General features: G+C 51.4%; 16 protein-coding genes. 7 read left to right on the plus strand and 9 right to left on the minus strand.

Features of this window, described 5'->3' with window-relative positions; genetic code table 11:
* Positions 1-240: 240 nt before the first annotated feature.
* Positions 241-2,079, plus strand: a complete 1,839-nt coding sequence (locus ACTS3T_RS22500; RefSeq protein WP_377966960.1) for an AMIN domain-containing protein — start codon at positions 241-243, stop codon at positions 2,077-2,079.
* Between the two features lie 251 nt (positions 2,080-2,330).
* Here the strand turns inward: ACTS3T_RS22500 and ACTS3T_RS22505 are convergent, their stop codons facing one another.
* The gene (locus ACTS3T_RS22505; RefSeq protein ID WP_377966962.1) at positions 2,331-2,876 is read right to left on the minus strand and encodes a DUF3172 domain-containing protein; all 546 of its coding nucleotides are present in this window, start codon (positions 2,874-2,876) and stop codon (positions 2,331-2,333) included.
* A gap of 221 nt (positions 2,877-3,097) precedes the next feature.
* On the opposite strand from ACTS3T_RS22505, the gene ACTS3T_RS22510 reads away from it, so the two are divergent.
* A complete protein-coding gene (locus ACTS3T_RS22510) occupies positions 3,098-3,904 on the plus strand; it encodes an ABC transporter permease (RefSeq protein WP_377966964.1) in 807 nt (268 codons plus the stop codon).
* 140 nt (positions 3,905-4,044) lie between these two features.
* Here ACTS3T_RS22510 and ACTS3T_RS22515 read toward each other — a convergent pair whose 3' ends face one another.
* From ACTS3T_RS22515 to ACTS3T_RS22525, 3 genes are all read right to left on the minus strand, one after another.
* Positions 4,045-4,218 carry a hypothetical protein gene (locus tag ACTS3T_RS22515; protein ID WP_377966966.1) on the minus strand — a complete coding sequence of 58 codons (174 nt, stop codon included), beginning with the start codon at positions 4,216-4,218 and terminating at the stop codon, positions 4,045-4,047.
* 99 nt (positions 4,219-4,317) lie between these two features.
* On the minus strand, positions 4,318-5,181 hold the full coding sequence (locus ACTS3T_RS22520; protein ID WP_377966968.1) for a fructosamine kinase family protein: 864 nt from the start codon (positions 5,179-5,181) through the stop codon (positions 4,318-4,320).
* Positions 5,182-5,207: 26 nt separating this feature from the next.
* Positions 5,208-6,515: a M16 family metallopeptidase gene (locus ACTS3T_RS22525; protein WP_377966969.1), complete on the minus strand. Its 1,308-nt coding sequence runs from the start codon at positions 6,513-6,515 to the stop codon at positions 5,208-5,210.
* 36 nt (positions 6,516-6,551) lie between these two features.
* Between ACTS3T_RS22525 and ACTS3T_RS22530 the strand changes: the two genes are divergently transcribed.
* Both ACTS3T_RS22530 and ACTS3T_RS22535 read left to right on the plus strand, forming a co-directional pair.
* Positions 6,552-7,310, plus strand: a complete 759-nt coding sequence (locus tag ACTS3T_RS22530; RefSeq protein WP_377966971.1) for a lysozyme — start codon at positions 6,552-6,554, stop codon at positions 7,308-7,310.
* Positions 7,311-7,470: 160 nt separating this feature from the next.
* Positions 7,471-8,370, plus strand: coding sequence for a carbohydrate ABC transporter permease (locus ACTS3T_RS22535; protein ID WP_377966973.1), 900 nt, complete (start codon positions 7,471-7,473; stop codon positions 8,368-8,370).
* On the opposite strand, the gene ACTS3T_RS22540 is transcribed toward ACTS3T_RS22535, so the two are convergent.
* From ACTS3T_RS22540 to trmD, 3 genes are all read right to left on the minus strand, one after another.
* On the minus strand, positions 8,361-8,717 hold the full coding sequence (locus ACTS3T_RS22540) for a BON domain-containing protein (protein WP_377966975.1): 357 nt from the start codon (positions 8,715-8,717) through the stop codon (positions 8,361-8,363). The genes ACTS3T_RS22535 and ACTS3T_RS22540 overlap by 10 nt on opposite strands.
* A 512-nt stretch (positions 8,718-9,229) precedes the next feature.
* Positions 9,230-9,712, minus strand: coding sequence for a 2-C-methyl-D-erythritol 2,4-cyclodiphosphate synthase (gene ispF, locus ACTS3T_RS22545; RefSeq protein ID WP_377966978.1), 483 nt, complete (start codon positions 9,710-9,712; stop codon positions 9,230-9,232).
* The gene (gene trmD / locus ACTS3T_RS22550) at positions 9,709-10,446 is read right to left on the minus strand and encodes a tRNA (guanosine(37)-N1)-methyltransferase TrmD (RefSeq protein WP_377966980.1); all 738 of its coding nucleotides are present in this window, start codon (positions 10,444-10,446) and stop codon (positions 9,709-9,711) included. The genes ispF and trmD overlap by 4 nt, the downstream gene beginning before the upstream one ends.
* 298 nt (positions 10,447-10,744) lie before the next feature.
* Here trmD and ACTS3T_RS22555 point away from each other — a divergent pair, with 298 nt between their 5' ends.
* Positions 10,745-11,587 (plus strand): cyanophycinase, encoded by an 843-nt coding sequence (locus ACTS3T_RS22555; protein ID WP_377966982.1) that lies wholly within the window; start codon positions 10,745-10,747, stop codon positions 11,585-11,587.
* A gap of 244 nt (positions 11,588-11,831) precedes the next feature.
* Positions 11,832-14,540, plus strand: a complete 2,709-nt coding sequence (gene cphA, locus ACTS3T_RS22560) for a cyanophycin synthetase (RefSeq protein ID WP_377966984.1) — start codon at positions 11,832-11,834, stop codon at positions 14,538-14,540.
* 41 nt (positions 14,541-14,581) lie between these two features.
* Here the strand turns inward: cphA and ACTS3T_RS22565 are convergent, their stop codons facing one another.
* Entirely contained in the window at positions 14,582-15,634 is a 1,053-nt protein-coding gene (locus tag ACTS3T_RS22565) for a tetratricopeptide repeat protein (protein ID WP_377966986.1), read from the minus strand.
* Between the two features lie 45 nt (positions 15,635-15,679).
* Positions 15,680-16,360: an RNA polymerase sigma factor gene (locus tag ACTS3T_RS22570; RefSeq protein WP_377966988.1), complete on the minus strand. Its 681-nt coding sequence runs from the start codon at positions 16,358-16,360 to the stop codon at positions 15,680-15,682.
* A gap of 214 nt (positions 16,361-16,574) precedes the next feature.
* On the opposite strand from ACTS3T_RS22570, the gene ACTS3T_RS22575 reads away from it, so the two are divergent.
* The gene (locus ACTS3T_RS22575; RefSeq protein WP_462935791.1) at positions 16,575-17,138 is read left to right on the plus strand and encodes a VOC family protein; all 564 of its coding nucleotides are present in this window, start codon (positions 16,575-16,577) and stop codon (positions 17,136-17,138) included.
* The last annotated feature ends 136 nt before the right edge of the window (positions 17,139-17,274 follow it).

Consider the following 17,274-nt stretch of genomic DNA (forward strand, 5'->3'; position numbering starts at 1 on the left):
GAGCCAAGAAGGAGAGCGCTGGCTGAGCTTTTATCGCCAAAGGCGGACGGCTGAGGGCAGAAGCAAAGCTTTTCTATAGCCTGCAGCCATTGAAGTGTCTCAATGCGGGTGGCTACAGCTACAGCCGTCGCCCAGGTTAGCGGACTAATAAATGATTTTTTTGTTCATTTTTCCACATCCGACGTATCCTTTATCCAGCAGACTGTCCATCTGTAGTTGCAAGGGGAGTGTAAACAAGCAATGATGCTGAGTTTTGGGCTGTTTCAGCCATCGGTGCAAGCGCTAAGCTTATTGGCGACAACGGCGGTAATTACGGCTGTAGCCAGCGCTCCAGCTAGGGCGGCTGTGCTGTCTCAGTGGAGCTTTGACCCCAGTACACAACAACTACAGTTGAATTTACCAGCCGACCTCGCTCCTCAATACTTTTTGCTGGCAGAACCCGCTCGCATTGTGCTGGATATTCCTAATGCTCAGATGGGGGCAATTCCCACTACCCAGACTTATGCCGGAGCTGTTCGCAGCGTACGGATTTCTCAATTTGAAGCCAACATTATTCGAATCGTGGTGGAGTTGGCACCAGGGGTCGTTTTAGATCCCAGGCAAGCCACGCTAGCTGCTGTTGAAGTCAACGGCCAAAATCGCTGGATTTTACAACCCCTGCTAGCAGGCGAAGCAGCGATCGCTACCGCTCCCAACCCTATCACCGCCCCCGCTAATGTCCCCCCTGAGCCAGCAGCACCAAACAACTCTGCCGCTGCTGTCAGATCTGGTGTAGATGAAACGTTTGTTTCACCCGTATCCCCTTTAGAGCCTGCCACTGTAGAGCCACCGCTACCGATCATCAATTCTGAAGGTATTGGCCTATCTGCCGCTAGTTTGTTGATTGGGCCAGATGTTGTTTCCCAAAGTGAGCTACCCGCAACGCCTCTCACAGGTATTCCTCCTGCTGGGGTTGACGCTTCGGTGACTGTAAGCGTCCCCCCCTTGGGCACAACGCCTGCTGTCACCGCTCCCCCCCGCCCAGTTGCGGAGCCAGTAGCCCCAACCACCGATTTAGCTGTCCCTGAGACGGCTTCGACCGCTACTGAACAGCCCCCTGTTTCGCCCACAGCGGCTGACGTCCCTATATCACCGCCCTTCCTCGAAACGACGACAGCGATAGAGGCAGCGCCAAACGGGGCACCGCCTTTTTTAGCAGCGGATGAATCCCCCTTAGAAGCCACAGCCGAAACGGAGACGGCTTCTGCCAGTCAGCCAGTAGCAGAAACAACAGAGGCGATCGCTGCTGATACAGCCGTTTCAACAACCCTCACTAATCAGCTATCACCGCCTGTTCCAGCCCAGCCATTACCTGAGCTAAGCCCCCCCCAACCAACGGCCCCTCCCCAAACGGCTCTAGAAAGTCCGCCTTTTTTAGAGACGGAGCCAGCAACCACACCGCTCCCTCAAGTGGCGGCTCCAACCACCGTACCAGCGCTACCGCCGACTGCGGCTGAAGCCCCATCAGAAAGAACCCCTACTATCCCCTTTGGTCAGCCGTTACCGCCGACGGAACAATCAACAGCTCCAGCAGCAGCTCCGCTAATAGCCAGACAAGATAGCGACTCGGTGTTAATTCCGGCTGGTACGCAACTACCGCTGCAATACACCCAGCCTGATCCCTTAGCCCTCAACGATCCCATCAATTACCAAGAGGTACTGGTTCTTAGCCAAGATGTTCGTCATCCCCAAACGAATGAATTACTCATTCCTAAAGGAGCGTTAGTTGTAGGCCGCTTTGACCTGACGGCCACCAACCCCCGATTTATTGCTCAGGCCATTAGTTTACAAGGGCAAAATTTACCCCTCTCGGCTGAATCAGACGTCTTGGGTAATCCTCAGGTTTCAGGCTCCAATGTGTTGCGCAACTCAGGGCTAGGAGCCGCTGCCATCACCGTTTTATCAGGGTTCTCTGGTATTGGCCTAGTGGCCGGTGCAGCTTTAGGGGCTGCTACCAGCTATGCCACCTCCCCACCAGCAGTAGTGATTCAACCCAACCAGATTATTCAGGTACAGGTGCTAGAAGACTTACGGCGTTAGTTTTCTGGCTGCACAGATAGCCAGTGGTTGAGCTATAGCTCAAAGCAAAAGGCTGAAAGCAGAAAGAAACGTTTCCTCTCAGCAGCTTACAGCCATTGCAGTGTCTCAACGCTGGTGGCTATAGCTATGACCATCTTCTAGAGCAAGCTTAATAGCCCCCGTTTGGCAAATGCTAGTTTGCTGATACCCCCCCTGTTATCAGCCAGTCTGTCGCAAAAAAAAGCTAGGCATCAGTGCCTAGCCTTTTTTGTTTAGAACTGCTCTGATTCGGGTGGAGGTGCGCCAAATCCAGGCTGATTCAGGAACATGTTGCCTGCTGCATCGTTTTGGTAAACACAGTCAATATTGGGGGTATCACCAATATCGCCTGTAAAGCCAAAGGTATTCATCCGATTACGGCACTGGCGCACGTCTGTATTGCTCACCAGGTCGCGCTGTTCTAGAACGGCCCAGTTGTTGCGACGCAAAACGCAACCCGGTTGCATTCTCGGCTGAGAAATGTAGACGTTGAAAGGATTAAACGTCATAAAAACGCGCATATCTGAAACGACAGCGCTGGCTCCGTAACGAGCGCATAGCTCAGGGTTAGGGGCGCTGCGGTCGATGGCTTCACGGGAAGCGATATTTTCTGGGCTGAAGCTAGCCGATGAGCTAAAAACAATGCCTAGCGCAATACCTAGAATAAAAACGCCACCGAGAACAGCTACCGTTAAATAGTTGAAAGGCCCCCGCTCCCCGCCGCCAGAAAAACGGGGGGATTCTGCTGGAGGTGCATATCGAGAGGATTTTCGTTTCATAAACTCACGAATTCAGCCGAAATATCGGTTGCTCGTACACCGTTATTCTTCCAGTATGCCGTCAACGTTACAAATTCGGTAAAAACTTAACGCTGATTTTTGCAGAACTGGGCTAGCGATCGCTAAGTTTGTCAAAAATAAGACTTCCGAGTATTCCGCTAACAGAACACAGTCTAAGGAAAGAATAAAAGATAAAGTAAAAATAAAGCTTATTGTTGCTAATGGCCGTGAAACGCATTCGCCAGCTTCCGTTACAAACGATTGTGTTAGACAGCTTCACTGTGTTCTGGGGAGACTGGTTAGATCTCCGAGTCCGCATTCCCCAAGTAGCAGCATCCGGGTTGGTGTCGCCGCTAATCTATATTTTGGCCTTTGGGCTGGGACTGGGTAGTTCCATTGATCAAGTTACCGAACCTAGCGCCGGAGACAATTACCTGGAGTTTATTTTGCCGGGGATGGTGGCGCTCTCTTCAATGGTGATCAGTTTTGGGGGCACAACCTTCTCAATTTGCGGCGATCGCCTCTTCAGCAAAACCTTTGAGGAAATGCTGCTGTTGCCGGTACATCCCCTCTCGCTTCATTTAGGCAAAATGCTGGCCGGGGTAGTACGCGGTCTGATGACAGCCGCTTCGGTCATTTTGGTGGCGGTACTCTTTACCGGGCAGGTCTGGAGTTTTATTAATCCGCTGTTTTTGCTATTGCTGGTGTTAAACTGCTCGGTCTTTGCCGGATTAGGCGTCATTGTGGGGCTGAACGTAAAGTCGTTAGAGAGCGTAGGTTTGTTTAACAACTTTTTGATTGTGCCGATGTCTTTTTTGGGTGGCACCTTCTTTGATCCGATGACGCTGCCCTTAGCCTTAAAAGTTATTGTGTTTCTGTTACCGCTGACCTATACCACTATTGGCCTGAGAGCCGCTGCCTATCAGCCGATCGCGGTTTTTCCCTGGTACTCAATTCCCATTTTGCTAGCAGTGGCGATCGCGTTGTCTTTTGTTGGCGCTTATCAGTTTTCTCACCAGCAAGACTAACCCGCTTACGCCCAAAGGCCAAGGCGTGCCTTGAGGCAGTTAAAATCCCCCCAAAGTGGAGAGTTGGGGGGATAACGAAGACAGCCTATACGTAGGCTAAAGCGCCAAGTGACCCAGACAGGTCTGAAGTGATAACCAGCTTAGCGGCTAGTTGTGACTTCAATCGAAGATACTTTCACATCAATTCCGGCTGATTGCGCTTTTACTAAAGCAATTGTCTTAGCTTCTTGCTTGTGGTCAGCAAAAACCTCTAGCGCGTACAGTTCCGACTGTTCTTCAGCGCTTTTGCCTTTTAATTGAACGCTATATTTCATAGACCTCTTGTACGATTGGTGACTGGATCCTTTATATCAAGTTATGTAAAGCATTGTCATCCCTCTATGGATTGAGGCGAGTCTATTAATCAAATCAATTTATGACGACAGTATTTGATCAATCATGCGATTGGCCTGAGCGCCATAGCCGCCGCCGAACAAGTTGAAGTGATTGAGAATGTGATACAGGTTATACAGCACCTTGCGGCGGGCATACCCTGGATCGAGCGCATAGGCATCGTTATAGCCTTGATAAAAAGAGGCCGGAAAGCCCCCAAATAATTCAGTCATGGCGACATCTACTTCGCGATCGCCGTAGTAAACGGCTGGATCTAACACCACTGGTTCGCCAGTAGTCGTCACAGCAGCATTACCTGACCACAAATCGCCATGCACCAGCACAGGTTTAGGCTCATGACCAGCAAGCAGATCTGGCAGGGCTGCCAACAGCGTTGCCGAGCGGGGAAAATGGCCGCGACGACTGGCTAGTTGTAGTTGATAGCGGAGGCGATGTTCTCGGTAAAACGTTAGCCAATCAGACGTCCAGGGGTTTAGCTGGGGCGTAGAGCCGATGGTATTGTCTTGCGACCAGCCAAAGCCTTGCGAACTTTCTACCTGGTGCATAGCGGCTAGTTGCTGCCCCATCTTTTGCCAAGCTTGAGCATTGCCAGCACCTAAGTCTAACCATTCCATCACCACGTAAGCCGAACTTTCAGCTAGCCCCCAGCAGACCGGACGGGGCACTCGCAGAGTATGACTGGCGGCAATTTCTTTCAGCCCCAAGGCTTCTCGCTCAAACATCGCCAGTTGGGTGGCTTGATTCAGCTTGAGAAAAAAAGTTTGCTCCCCGTCTGTAATGGCATAAGCCTGGTTGATACTGCCGCCGCCGACAGAGCGGCGATCGCGTATTTCAAACGGCTGTCCAGTTGTTTGGCTAATATGCTGGGCGATCGTATTCCACATGGCTGGTTCTTTGTCTACCGACGTTTCTACTCGGGTACCACCGTCATAATGGCGTAAGCTTCAGGCGAGAGATAGCGTTGAGCTGCCTGCTGCAAGTCCTCCAGGGTAATCGCCCGAATACTAGCTGGATAACTGAGCGCATGGCTAATATCACCCGCCAGCGCTTGGTAGTAGCCGTAAAGTCCAGCGCGATCGCTTGGGGTTTCGCTGCCAAAAATATAGCGATTGGCCACCTGGGTTTGAACCCGCTGTAGTTCGGCTAAGGCGATCGGCGTATTCTGTAAGCGGCTGATGTGACTGATGATGCTAGCTTCAACGCTTTGCAAATGCTCAGCAGGCAACTGAGCCGAAATTGAAAACAGTCCTTGCTGGCGATAGCTCATATTACTGGCCACAACACCGTCAACCAGTTGCTGTTCCTCCCGCAAATCTCTGACTAAACGGGACGTCCGCCCCTGACCCAAGATTGAAGCAATCACATCCAAAGCATAGGTTTGGGCTAAATCGTTCATACCCGGAACCCGCCAGCTCATCACCAAACGAGCCTGACGCAGCGTTTTATCGGCATAGTGCAGTCGCCGAATCTGGCTAAATGAAGGTTCTGGACGACGGCTAGCAGGCGTTTCTGCCAGAGAGGCCAAGGGATACACCTGGTCACGACGGCTAAGCGCCTGCTCAAAGCTATCGGCAACAATACTCATCAGTTGTTCAGCAGGCAAATTACCCACAGCCACCGCCGTCATATGATCAGGCTGATACCAGCTACGGTGGAAAAGGCGCATTTGTTCTACAGACAGATCAGCAATCACGCTAGCAGGGCCAAGCACCTGCCGCCGATAAGGTAACTGGTCAAAAGCCAGCTCCATAAAACGGTAAAAATTGCGGCGTCGGGCATTATCTTCAGAGCGACGAATTTCTTCCAAAATCACCGGACGTTCTCGCTCAAAAGCTTCTGTCTCTAGGCTAGAGTTAATGAGCAACTCAATTTGAAGCGGCGCAAGCACGGCAAAGTCTTGAGGGGCTGCCGTGACATAGTAATGGGTATAATCCTGGCTGGTCGCAGCGTTAGTAACAGCGCCTCTAGCCTCTAAAGCACGCTCAAACTCCCCACAAGGAATCTGGGGCGTGCCTTTAAAGATCATGTGTTCTAAGAAATGAGCAATACCGTTAATCGACTCTGACTCTACAGATGACCCAATTCCCAACCAAATGCTGAGATTGATCGCCTCTACGGGAGTCTGTTCCACAATCAGCGTCAGACCATTAGATAATTTCTGAATAGTCGGTAAATGAAGCTGGGAACCCAAAGCCGGGGTAGCCAGAGTGGAGTACATACAATCTTAAAGAGATAACTTTCTTAATCCATGTTAATGGCTCTATCTGTTATCTCTTATGGAGAATTGAGCGGTAATCAGTTCAAAACGTGCAATTGGGGAAAATACCAGATGGGAACTTGGATCAAAGAGACAGATAACGCCATTTACCTAATGCAGGGAGGATATTACTTATCAAAGATCTCTAAGTACCCCTCTAAAAACAATCCCAACGAGAAAATTCTGAACATTCGCGGCATGCAGGCTTGGTTTACCCGTGACGATGCACCTCGCGGTATGACCGTCTCTCCTGGCGGCGAAGAACCGCTGCCGTTGCCGCCGCCGCCACCCCCTACCAAAACCAGCGGGGGGCGCATTAACGATGACGGCCTTTTGCTGATCAAATCGTTTGAAGGATTACGCCTCAAAGCTTACCAAGATGCGGTTGGTATCTGGACCATTGGCTATGGCACTACGCAGGGCGTTACCCCAGGCATGGAGATTACTCAGGCTCAGGCAGAGCAATTTTTACGGCGAGACGTAAACAAGTTTGAACAAGCCGTCCAGGAAGGCGTCACTGTGCCTATTAATGAAAACCAGTTTTCAGCGCTGGTGTCTTTTACCTATAACGTTGGCTCAGGAGCCTTTCGTAGCTCAACTTTGTTACGGCTCTTAAATCAAAACGACATTCAAGGGGCAGCCGACCAGTTTCCCCGCTGGAATCGAGCGGGCGGACGGGTGCTCGATGGTCTGACTCGACGCCGCAATGCCGAGCGATCGCTGTTTTTAGGTCAAGACTTTCGTCGTTTTCTCTAACTAGCCCCGACTGCCTCGGTGGGCACGCAGCACCGCCTATAGCGACAGCCCCTAAGCCTCAAGCCCTTAAGTGGCTGAAAGCGACTGACAGGAAACCGTTCAATTTGCCTTGAGCTACATTTTTCGCCGCACAGCGCTCGGAGAACTTGCTTTTTAGACCATGACCAAAGTTCGTTCAGTTTGGCCACCGGGGGTAACGCCCTACTTCTTTTTACTACCAGCTTTAATTATTTTAGGCTTGACGGTTTTTGGCCCAGCCTTGCAGGCGTTTTATCTAAGCTTTACGAGCTATGGCTACGACCTGACCCAGCCGCCCCAGTGGAACAACTTTGAAAATTTTCGCCGCCTGCTGGGCGATCAGGTGTTTTGGCAAACGCTTAAAAACACGCTGTTATACCTGGTTGGGGTTGTCCCAATTTTGGCGATCGCGCCGCTTTTATTAGCAATTTTGGTCAACCAAAAGCTCAAAGGTGTTCGCTGGTTTCGGGTGGCGTATTATACCCCGGTGGTGATTTCGATGGTGGTCGCGGGCATTGCTTGGCAGTGGCTATACGCCGAAAATGGACTGTTTAACCAAATACTGAGGGGACTGCGCCTGAGCCAGCAAGGCATTCCCTGGCTGACCAGCCCTGATCTGGCCTTGGCTAGCGTCATGGCGGTTACCATCTGGAAAGGGCTAGGGTACTACATGGTGATTTATCTAGCGGGGTTGCAAGCCATTCCTACCAGCCTTTACGAGGCTGCAGCCATTGATGGCTCAGACGGCTGGAAACGGCACTGGGACATTACGATCCCGCTCATGCGTCCCTACATTTTTTTGGTCAGTGTCATCTCAGCGATTTCAGCCACCAAGGTCTTTGAAGAAGTCTTTATCATGACCCAGGGTGGGCCACGCAACAGTTCAAAAACAGTCGTTTATTACGTCTACGAGCAAGCCTTTCAATCTTTAGAAATTAACTACGCCTGCACAATTGGGCTGGTTCTGTTTTTAATCATTTTGGGGCTGTCGCTGCTGCGGTTGGCGTTTTTGCCAACCTCTGAGTCTGGCGGCTACTTTTGAGGTTGAACCGTTACCCCGTGTAGTTCGACGGCGTCTGCGCCTTCAATTTGCATAGCAGTTCGCACCAACTGGTCTATAAGGGCTTCAGAAGCTACCTGGCCGCGTAAAATCACAACCCGCCCTCGCTGGCGCACAGAAATTCCCGCCACTTCAGCCTTAAATCGTCTGCGAAAATGCTGCTGTACGCGCTTGGCCAACCCCTGATGATCGTATTCTCCCCGCAGGCCAACCCGTTCAGGCGGAATCGCGCGATACCATGACAGACCAGGCATTGGAGCAACCGATGTTCCTGCCCGTATGCCTACAGCAATTTGACCGGATGTATAGGCGGCTTCGTACGCACCCATAGGTGATCACCTTCCACAAATAATTGAAACAGCACTAGCCCATCACAACTGGGCAACTTCTTCACGTTCTTCTGGGAACACACATCCGTTCTCTGTTAGGGCGGAAGTTAACAACTTAAATGTGCTTCTTGCTACAATTAAGGGTTAAAGATCGACGGCTTCTTAAGATTTTGACTAGTATCTTAACCAAAAAAGCCAATTATTTCCGTATTTTCACTATTTTTCTGAGAAGATTCTGTGGCCCAGTTAGCAGATTTTATAGGTCTGGACTCGGCTGATGTAATCTACCTGTCGGCATAAAAATCGAGAAAACAGGCGGACGGACGCAGCTCAGCCCAAAGCTTAGAATCGCCAAAACCAACGAAAAGCTTAAGAAAATAGAGTTTGAAGTCACTTTTTGCTGGGTCGAAACTTTATCTGATTCAGTAACGGTGAATTACACTCATTCTCTGCGGCTTTTCGGTCAAGCCAGCGCCAGTCATCAAAATATTTAATGAACTACAGAAATTAGGTTAAGAAACTTTATGCAACAAGGTGACGGCATAGGCCGCAATGCCTTCTTCGCGCCCAGTTGGGCCTAGCTTTTCGTTGGTGGTGGCTTTAATGCCAATTTGTTCTGGTTCAAGCTGAAGTTTTTGGGCGAGGCGATCGCGCATAGCTTGAATGTAGGGTTTTAGCTTGGGTCGCTCAGCCACAATGACGCTGTCAATATTGCCAATTTGCCAACCCCGCGCTTGCACCAGTTGATGAACCTGTTCGAGTAAAACCAGGCTATCGGCTCCCTGCCATTGGGGATCGCTGGGGGGAAAATAAAGGCCAATATCCCCCAAGCTCAAAGCGCCCAATAGGGCATCCATAATGGCGTGGGTTAAAACGTCAGCATCGCTATGCCCCAGCAAACCCAGCGAATGCTCTATTTTGACGCCACCGAGAATAAGCGGGCGATCGCTAACTAGGCGATGAATATCGTAACCGTTACCAATACGAATGTTCACGATTGAGGCGGCTCCAAATTAGACTGCTGTTCTAACCATTTTTGATACAAATCAGGACGACGGGTTTGCGTCCGCTGCTGCTGTTGTTGTTGTCGCCACTGGGCGATCGCAGCATGATTACCTGAGCGTAGAATTTCGGGTACCTGCCAGCTGCGAAAATTGGCCGGACGCGTATACTGCGGATAATCGAGCAGCCCCGCTTCAAAGCTTTCGTACTTGAGCGAATCAGCCTTACCGACTGTACCTGGCCTCAGGCGCGTTACCCCGTTAATCAGCGCCAGCGCTGGGATCTCGCCGCAGGTCAGCACGAAATCCCCCAAAGACACCTCACGCGTCACCAGGTGCAAAACCCGTTCATCCACCCCTTCGTAATGTCCGCAAATGATAACAATTTGATCGTAATCTGCTGCCAGCGTTTGCAGCAGGGGCTGTTGCAGCGGCTCTCCTTGGGGCGTCATCAAAATCACTTCTCGTCGAGGAAGGCACGGTAACGCCTCAACCGCAGCAAAAATTGGCTCTGGCTTCATCAACATGCCAACCCCGCCACCGTAAGGCTCATCGTCTACACGGTGGTGCTTGTCTGTGGCAAAATCACGCGGATTGATCAGGTGAACCTCAGCAATGCCGCGGTCAATGGCCTTGCCCAATAGACCTGAGGCCAAAGGAGATACAAAGAAATCGGGGAAAAGGCTAACCACATCAAACCGAAGCGGAGCCGCTAGAGAAACAGCCATAGTACAGCCAAGTTCTGCCAAAAATTTAGACACCAGACTCAAAAACCGATTGCCCAATTCGCTTAAGGGTCTGAAATAATAGTTGTTTGAGTCGTCTGAAATTTGGGTTGATATTTAAGCCTCAATCCAAGCTTCAGATGATTGTTATACCAGCCTACGTCGGTAAGAGTGATACACTCTTGCAAATATGGGTCCCCTATGGCGATGTTTAAGCCAAAGTCAGTGTGCGGCGAGAAGTCTTCTTGCACTTTTTACAACTGCTGGGGAAATTGACCGAAGTGTGACCCAAAAGCTTATCATGCAGCAATTAGAATCTTCGCTAGAGCAGAGGATGCCTCCCCTAACTAAATCGGCTGTTCTGGTCATTGGTGGTGCAGAAGATAAAGTTCATGGCCGAGAGATCCTCTACACCTTTTTTGAACGAGCAGGCGGACGAGATGCCAATATCGCCATTATTCCCTGTGCCTCGCGAGAGCCCAGTATTATTTCTGAGCGCTATCGACGAATTTTTGACGAGATGGGGGCTAAAGCGATCGAGGTGATGGATATCCGCGATCGCCAACAGGGTGAAGATCCCGTTTGGGAAAAACATTTAGAAAACTGCACAGGGGTTTTCATGACCGGGGGTGACCAAGTACGTCTTTGCGGCTTGCTAGCCGATACCCCGGTGATTGAACATATTCGGCGCAAAGTTCAGATCGGCGAAATGACCCTAGCAGGCACCAGTGCGGGAGCCGCTGTCATGGGTCGCCATATGATTGCAGGCGGCGGCAGTGGCGAATCTCCCAATCGGTCTTTGGTCGATATGGCGACTGGGTTGGCTATTTTACCCAGCATTGTGGTCGATCAGCACTTTCACAACCGCAACCGCATGGCGCGTTTAGTGAGCGCCATCGCCATGCAGCCCGATCAAATTGGCCTTGGTATCGATGAAGACACCTGTGCCCTATTTGAAGGCGATAGCGTGTTTGGTGTGATTGGTAAAGGCACCGTCACGGTGGTCGATCCCACGGAGGTAACCTACACCAACGAGCCGGATATTGATGCCACAGAACCCTTGAGTTTACACAATCTGCGAGTTCATGTGCTCACCCATGGCGATCGCTATGACCTGCAGCACCACCACATTGTCAGTCACTAATTAACACCCAACCGTTTCAGATTAGGCTTTAGGTAGATAAAAGATGCGCCCGAATTTTCTTAAACTGGCTTTAATTTCAAGCTTGTCGCCACAACGTCCCTGGCTCAAGTCGTGGTTGACCTCCAATCAGTCCTTTAAGAGCTTCCTGGGCGGTGCTTAATAGTTATGCTGCGTGCTTAGACGCCTATAGAGTCCATGTAAGCTTTTTCGCATCTGCTATTCTGCTGCTGGCTAGATAACCACCATGAGAATCCTGAAGACCCAAACCCTGCGCGGCCCCAACTACTGGAGCACCCGATACCACCAACTGATTGTTGTTCGCCTAGATTTAGAAGATCTAGCCGAAACATCTACCCGCGACATTCCAGACTTTTACGAAGGGTTGATCGAAGCGCTACCAACGCTGACCGAACATCGTTGCGCCGACGGCGAAGCGGGTGGTTTTTTGCGGCGCGTCAAGTCGGGAACCGACTTAGGACATGTTGTTAAGCACGTCGCGCTAGAATTGCAAACCCTAGCAGGCATGTCAGTAAGCTTTGGCCGTACGCGCTCTACGGCAACCTCAGACATCCAGCAAGTTGTGTTTGAGTATTTGGATGAACAAGCGGGTCGGTATGCCGCTCGAGCCGCCGTTCGCCTGTGTAACAGCCTGATTGAGCTAGGACGTTACCCAGTCGATGAACTCCAGCAGGATCTCTCTGACCTAAGAGACTTATGGGCAGATGCCGCCCTAGGCCCCAGCACACAAACCATCATCAAAGAAGCTGAAGCCAAAGGCATTCCCTGGACGCAGCTTCGTAGTCGCGCCATGATTCAACTGGGTCAAGGTGTTTACCAAAAGCGCATTCAGGCGACCTTAAGCAGCCAAACAGGAATTCTAGGCGTTGAACTAGCCTGCGACAAAGAAGGAACCAAGCGAATTTTGCAAGATGCCGGGGTTCCGGTACCGCGAGGAACCGTTATTTACTATCTAGACGAACTTGAGGAGGCCATTGAAACGGTCGGTGGCTTTCCGATTGTGATTAAACCGTTAGATGGCAACCACGGTCGGGGCATCACCATCAACATCAACGCTTGGGCTCAGGCGGAAGCAGCTTACGATGCGGCCAGAGCCGTTTCTAAGGGGGTGATTGTTGAACGCTTTTATCGCGGTCGTGACCATCGGGTACTGGTAATCAACGGTAAGGTTGTTGCCGTTGCTGAACGGGTACCCGCCCACGTCGTGGGGGATGGCCGCTCTACAATCGAAGAACTGATCGCAGCCACTAACCGAGATCCACGGCGCGGCGAAGGCCACGACAACATCCTGACGCGGATTGAAGTCGATCGCACCAGTTGGCAACTGCTCGACCAGCAAGGCTACACCTTAGAAACCGTCTTACCCTTAGACGAGGTTTGCTATCTACGAGCAACAGCCAACCTCAGCACAGGCGGCATTGCCATCGATCGCACCGATGAAATTCACCCGCAAAATGTTTGGTTGGCTCAGCGAGTCGCCAAAATCATTGGCTTAGATATTGCCGGTATTGACGTTGTCACCGAAGACATTACCCGCCCGCTGCGGGAAACCGACGGTGTGGTAGTTGAAGTGAACGCTGCACCTGGTTTTCGGATGCACTTTTCGCCCAGTGAAGGCATTCCGCGTAACGTGGCAGAGCCGCTAATTGATATGCTGTTTCCGCCCGGTACACCGACGCGGGTGCCCATTATCGCCCTTACGGGCACCAACGGCAAAACCACCACCACCCGCCTCACTGCCCATATCTTCAAGCAAACTCAAAAAGTGGTGGGCTACACCACTACAGACGGCGTTTACATCAGCGATTATTTGGTAGAACCCGGTGACAACACTGGCCCGCAAAGCGCCCAGGTGATTTTGCAAGACCCCACCGTTGAGATAGCGGTGCTGGAAACGGCGCGGGGCGGAATTTTGCGCTCAGGACTGGGGTTTGATAGCTGTGATGTTGGCGTTGTGCTAAACGTAGCTGCCGATCACCTGGGGCTAGGTGATATTAATACCGTCGAAGAAATGGCCCATCTCAAAAGCGTGGTGGTCGAAGCGGCTCGACCCAACGGTTATGCCGTCTTGAATGCCGACGATCCGCTGGTGGCGGCTATGGCGCAGCGGGTTAAGGCTCAGGTGGCCTACTTTTCGATGAACCCTGACAATGAACTGGTGCAGGCTCATACACAGCAAGGCGGGCTGGCCGCAGTCTATGAGAATGGCTATTTGAGTATTCTCAAGGGGGATTGGGTGCTGCGAATTGAGCAGGCGGTGAATGTGCCGCTAACCATGATGGGGCGCGCTCCCTTCATGATTGCCAACGCCCTAGCGGCTAGCCTGACGGCTTTTACCCAAGGGCTGAGCATTGAAATAATTCGGCAAGCGCTACATACGTTCCAAGCTTCTGCCGACCAGACCCCAGGGCGCATGAATCTCTTCGACTTGGGGCGGTTTCATGCGTTGATTGACTATGCCCACAACCCAGCTAGCTATGAAGCGCTGGCGGGATTTGTCAATAACTGGCCGGGTACCTGCATTGGCGTCGTGGGTGGCCCTGGCGATCGCCGCGATGAAGATTTTATTACCTTAGGCAAGCTAGCGGACGGCATGTTCGATCAGGTAATTGTCAAAGAAGATGACGATACCCGAGGTCGCCCGCGGGGTGAAGCCGCTGATCTGATTGTGGCAGGGGTCAAAGCAGCAGGTGAGCAAAGCCACTATCGGGTTATTCTCAACGAGGTTGAAGCCATCCATACCGCTTTGGACGAAGCCCCCGACAACAGTCTGGTGGTCATTTTGCCCGAAAGCGTGCGCCGAGCCATTGGTTTGATTGAAGAGCGCAAACCCCTCTCGCTGTCTGCAAGCTCAGCGATCGCCGCCAATAGCACCCCTCAGCCAACGCCAGACGTTAGCGCGGATGCCTCAGCCCTGGCAGAATCTAAAGGGTAGCCGCTGGCAGCAGGCCAGCACCCCCCTTAAAAAGTTATAGCTTAGTCTGGCTGGGGCCCTTCGCCCAGCCGAATTAGGCTGTTGGTTAAAAAGACTTCTTGCTGCTTTTCTTGCAGGCTGCGGGCAAGGTCAAGCGCCTGACGGTAGTATTGTTGGGCGGTGGCAAAGCGGCCTAAGTCTTCGTAATACTCGCCTAGTTGTCGATAGGTAAGCAGTTGTTGCCAGCGATCGCTACCACCATCTAGGGTGAGGGCTACCCGCGCGTCTAAAACTTCTGCCAGGTCGCGGCGATCGCCTCTTGCCAGATAAATGGTAAACAGCCCGTCTAGCGCCCGAAGCTGTAGGGGGCGATCGCCCAGTTCCCTAGCCGAACGCAGCGCCAACCGATAGGCACCAACCGCACCCGAATAATCTTCGAGGGCTAGAAAAACATCGCCTAAACTGTTGAGCGTATTGGCTTCACCAATGAGATCGTTTCCCTGATAGCGATAGTTAGCCGCTGACTCGTAAAGTTTGGCCGCTTCTTGCAAGTTTCCGACTGAACGTTCTACCAAAGCCAGGTTGCTCAAACTCATGCCAATTCCCTGAAAGTGGCGCACGCTTTGGGCAATGGTAAGGGCTTGCTCAAAAGACTCTCTGGCAACGCCTACGTAGCCACGCTGCAAAAAAAGGCTACCGACGTTGTTCCAGCCAAAAATTTGGCCTTGTAGATCTTCGTTGTCTCGGGCAACGGCCAAGCGGCGGCGCAGCGCTTCTTCTGCCGCTTCGTACTGGCCAAGCTGAGTGTAGGTGAGGCCAATATAGTCATAAGCTAGCCCCATCGAGCTGAAGTCTTGCAGATCTTGGTAAATGGCGATCGCCTGAAACCAAGAGTTAATGGCCTGCTGGTAGCTGCCTTCAAGCTGCTGTTGAGAACCGAGCCGCATGAGCTGATCGGCCACATCTCGCGCTCGGCTTTCGGTGCCGTTAAAAGCGGGAATGGCAAGCTGTTCATTAATATCAACAGCCTTTGCCAGCGGACTGCTCACAGCCAAAGCCAGCACAGCAAAGAGCACCTGACAAACTGAGCGAGACGGACGGTTTAACTTGCCCATGACGATTTTGCAAAATGAAATGACGATCGCAACGGTTCAAACACACTACAAAGCTGGCATTAAATCTGCCGCTTCGAGTTCACTCGTAGCGGGTGATAAGGCTTGCCCATCCGCCAGATAAATTTCTTGAATGTCTTCTGGTAAGGCGGCTTCTAGCTCTTGGTAAGCGCGTCTGCGCCGCGATCGCACCTGCGCCGGAGAAATGCGCTCTCCTTCGGCTTGCAAATAAGCGGCAATGCGGGTTTCGCTCCAGCGGAAGGTTTGCGCCATCACAATAATGAGTCGCTGGGTGGGGTGCAGGCGATCGAGGGCTAGCTCGATATAACACCAAAGCGGCGGCGAGGCTTCCGTCAAAGAATAATGAATAGATTCAACTGGCGGCAGAACGGCCTGGTTAATGCAAAGGGCAGTGACGTTAATGAGCCAGTTTTGTAGCGAAAAGGCGGGCTGCTGAGAGGTACTGGAGAGAGGCGGAATGTCTAAACCGCTCAACTCGTGGAGAATGTGCCGCCACGTTAGGGCAAATAAATAGTCAGCCTGAACAGGCGATCGCGCTGAGTGGCGAATGAGGGTATAGACAATCGGGCTGTAGCGACAAAAAATCGCCGTGAAGTATTTACCTGAATCAGGGTGGCGCTGAAACAGCTCTACCAGCGTTTGGTCGCTCAGGGGGCCAAGTGCCCGGATCAGCTCGTGGTTACTTTCAGGAAACTGGGGAATCTTCACAGGTTTAGTGTCTGGCTATAAGACCAATAGAAAAATGAATTGCTCCTACTATACCGACTGTCTTATCCAGTGAACACATTTTTTACAAATCTGGGCTTGATAAACTAGAAGAAACGCCAAAATTTTTAAATATTTCACTATCGGCCTCTCTGCCGTTGGGCAAATGGCGGCGCTATCCCTCAAAATATCCATGACTGCCATCCTTCCTTTTTTTATGACTATGCCCTCTTTCGTTGGTGCTTTTTGGCCCGGTCTACCGCTCGATAGCCTTTTGTCTACCCAAGGCATCATGGTGATGCTGCTGGTGGCTTATGCAGGGGCTATGTGGCTATTTTTGACCAGCGCCCCCAAGGTGCATACCATGATGGTTTCTGACCTAGAGATGGCGCGGCGATTTTATGAAGGGATGCTGGGGCTACCTGCTGCCGATGTGCCGCTGCACTACTATTACAACTATGAGCAAACGCTGGGCACGGCTGGTTTAGATCCGATGTATTTGTCGAGCAGTTTGGGTAGCAGCGATCGCGCCATTGGTAGCCCTGATGGACTTTGGTATCAGTTGAAAAAGAATACGCAGCTACATGTGATCACCGGAGCTAGCTTAGGGCACAAAGACCGTCAGCGCCATGTTTGTTTTGATCATGATTGCTTAGAGCAGGTGTTAATGCAGGTACAGCTACGCCGGATTAAGTACAAAGTTCGGCGTGACCAGCCGCTTAATTTTTTGGTAAAAGACTATGACGGTCGGGTGATTGAACTGGCTGAAATTTCTAACTAAAGCCACGTTTTTCTTTTATTGTTCTTTTTAAGAACTGTCGCCACAAGGGTTAAAACACTTTAATGGTTAAAAGCCGCCGCCTGTTTTCAGGTGGCGGCTTTCGTTTTGCCAGTTAACCGAGCCGACAGCGTTTGGT

The sequence above is a fragment of the Almyronema sp. genome, assembly GCF_052168255.1.
Classification (GTDB): domain Bacteria; phylum Cyanobacteriota; class Cyanobacteriia; order Phormidesmidales; family Phormidesmidaceae; genus Sphaerothrix; species Sphaerothrix epifaneia.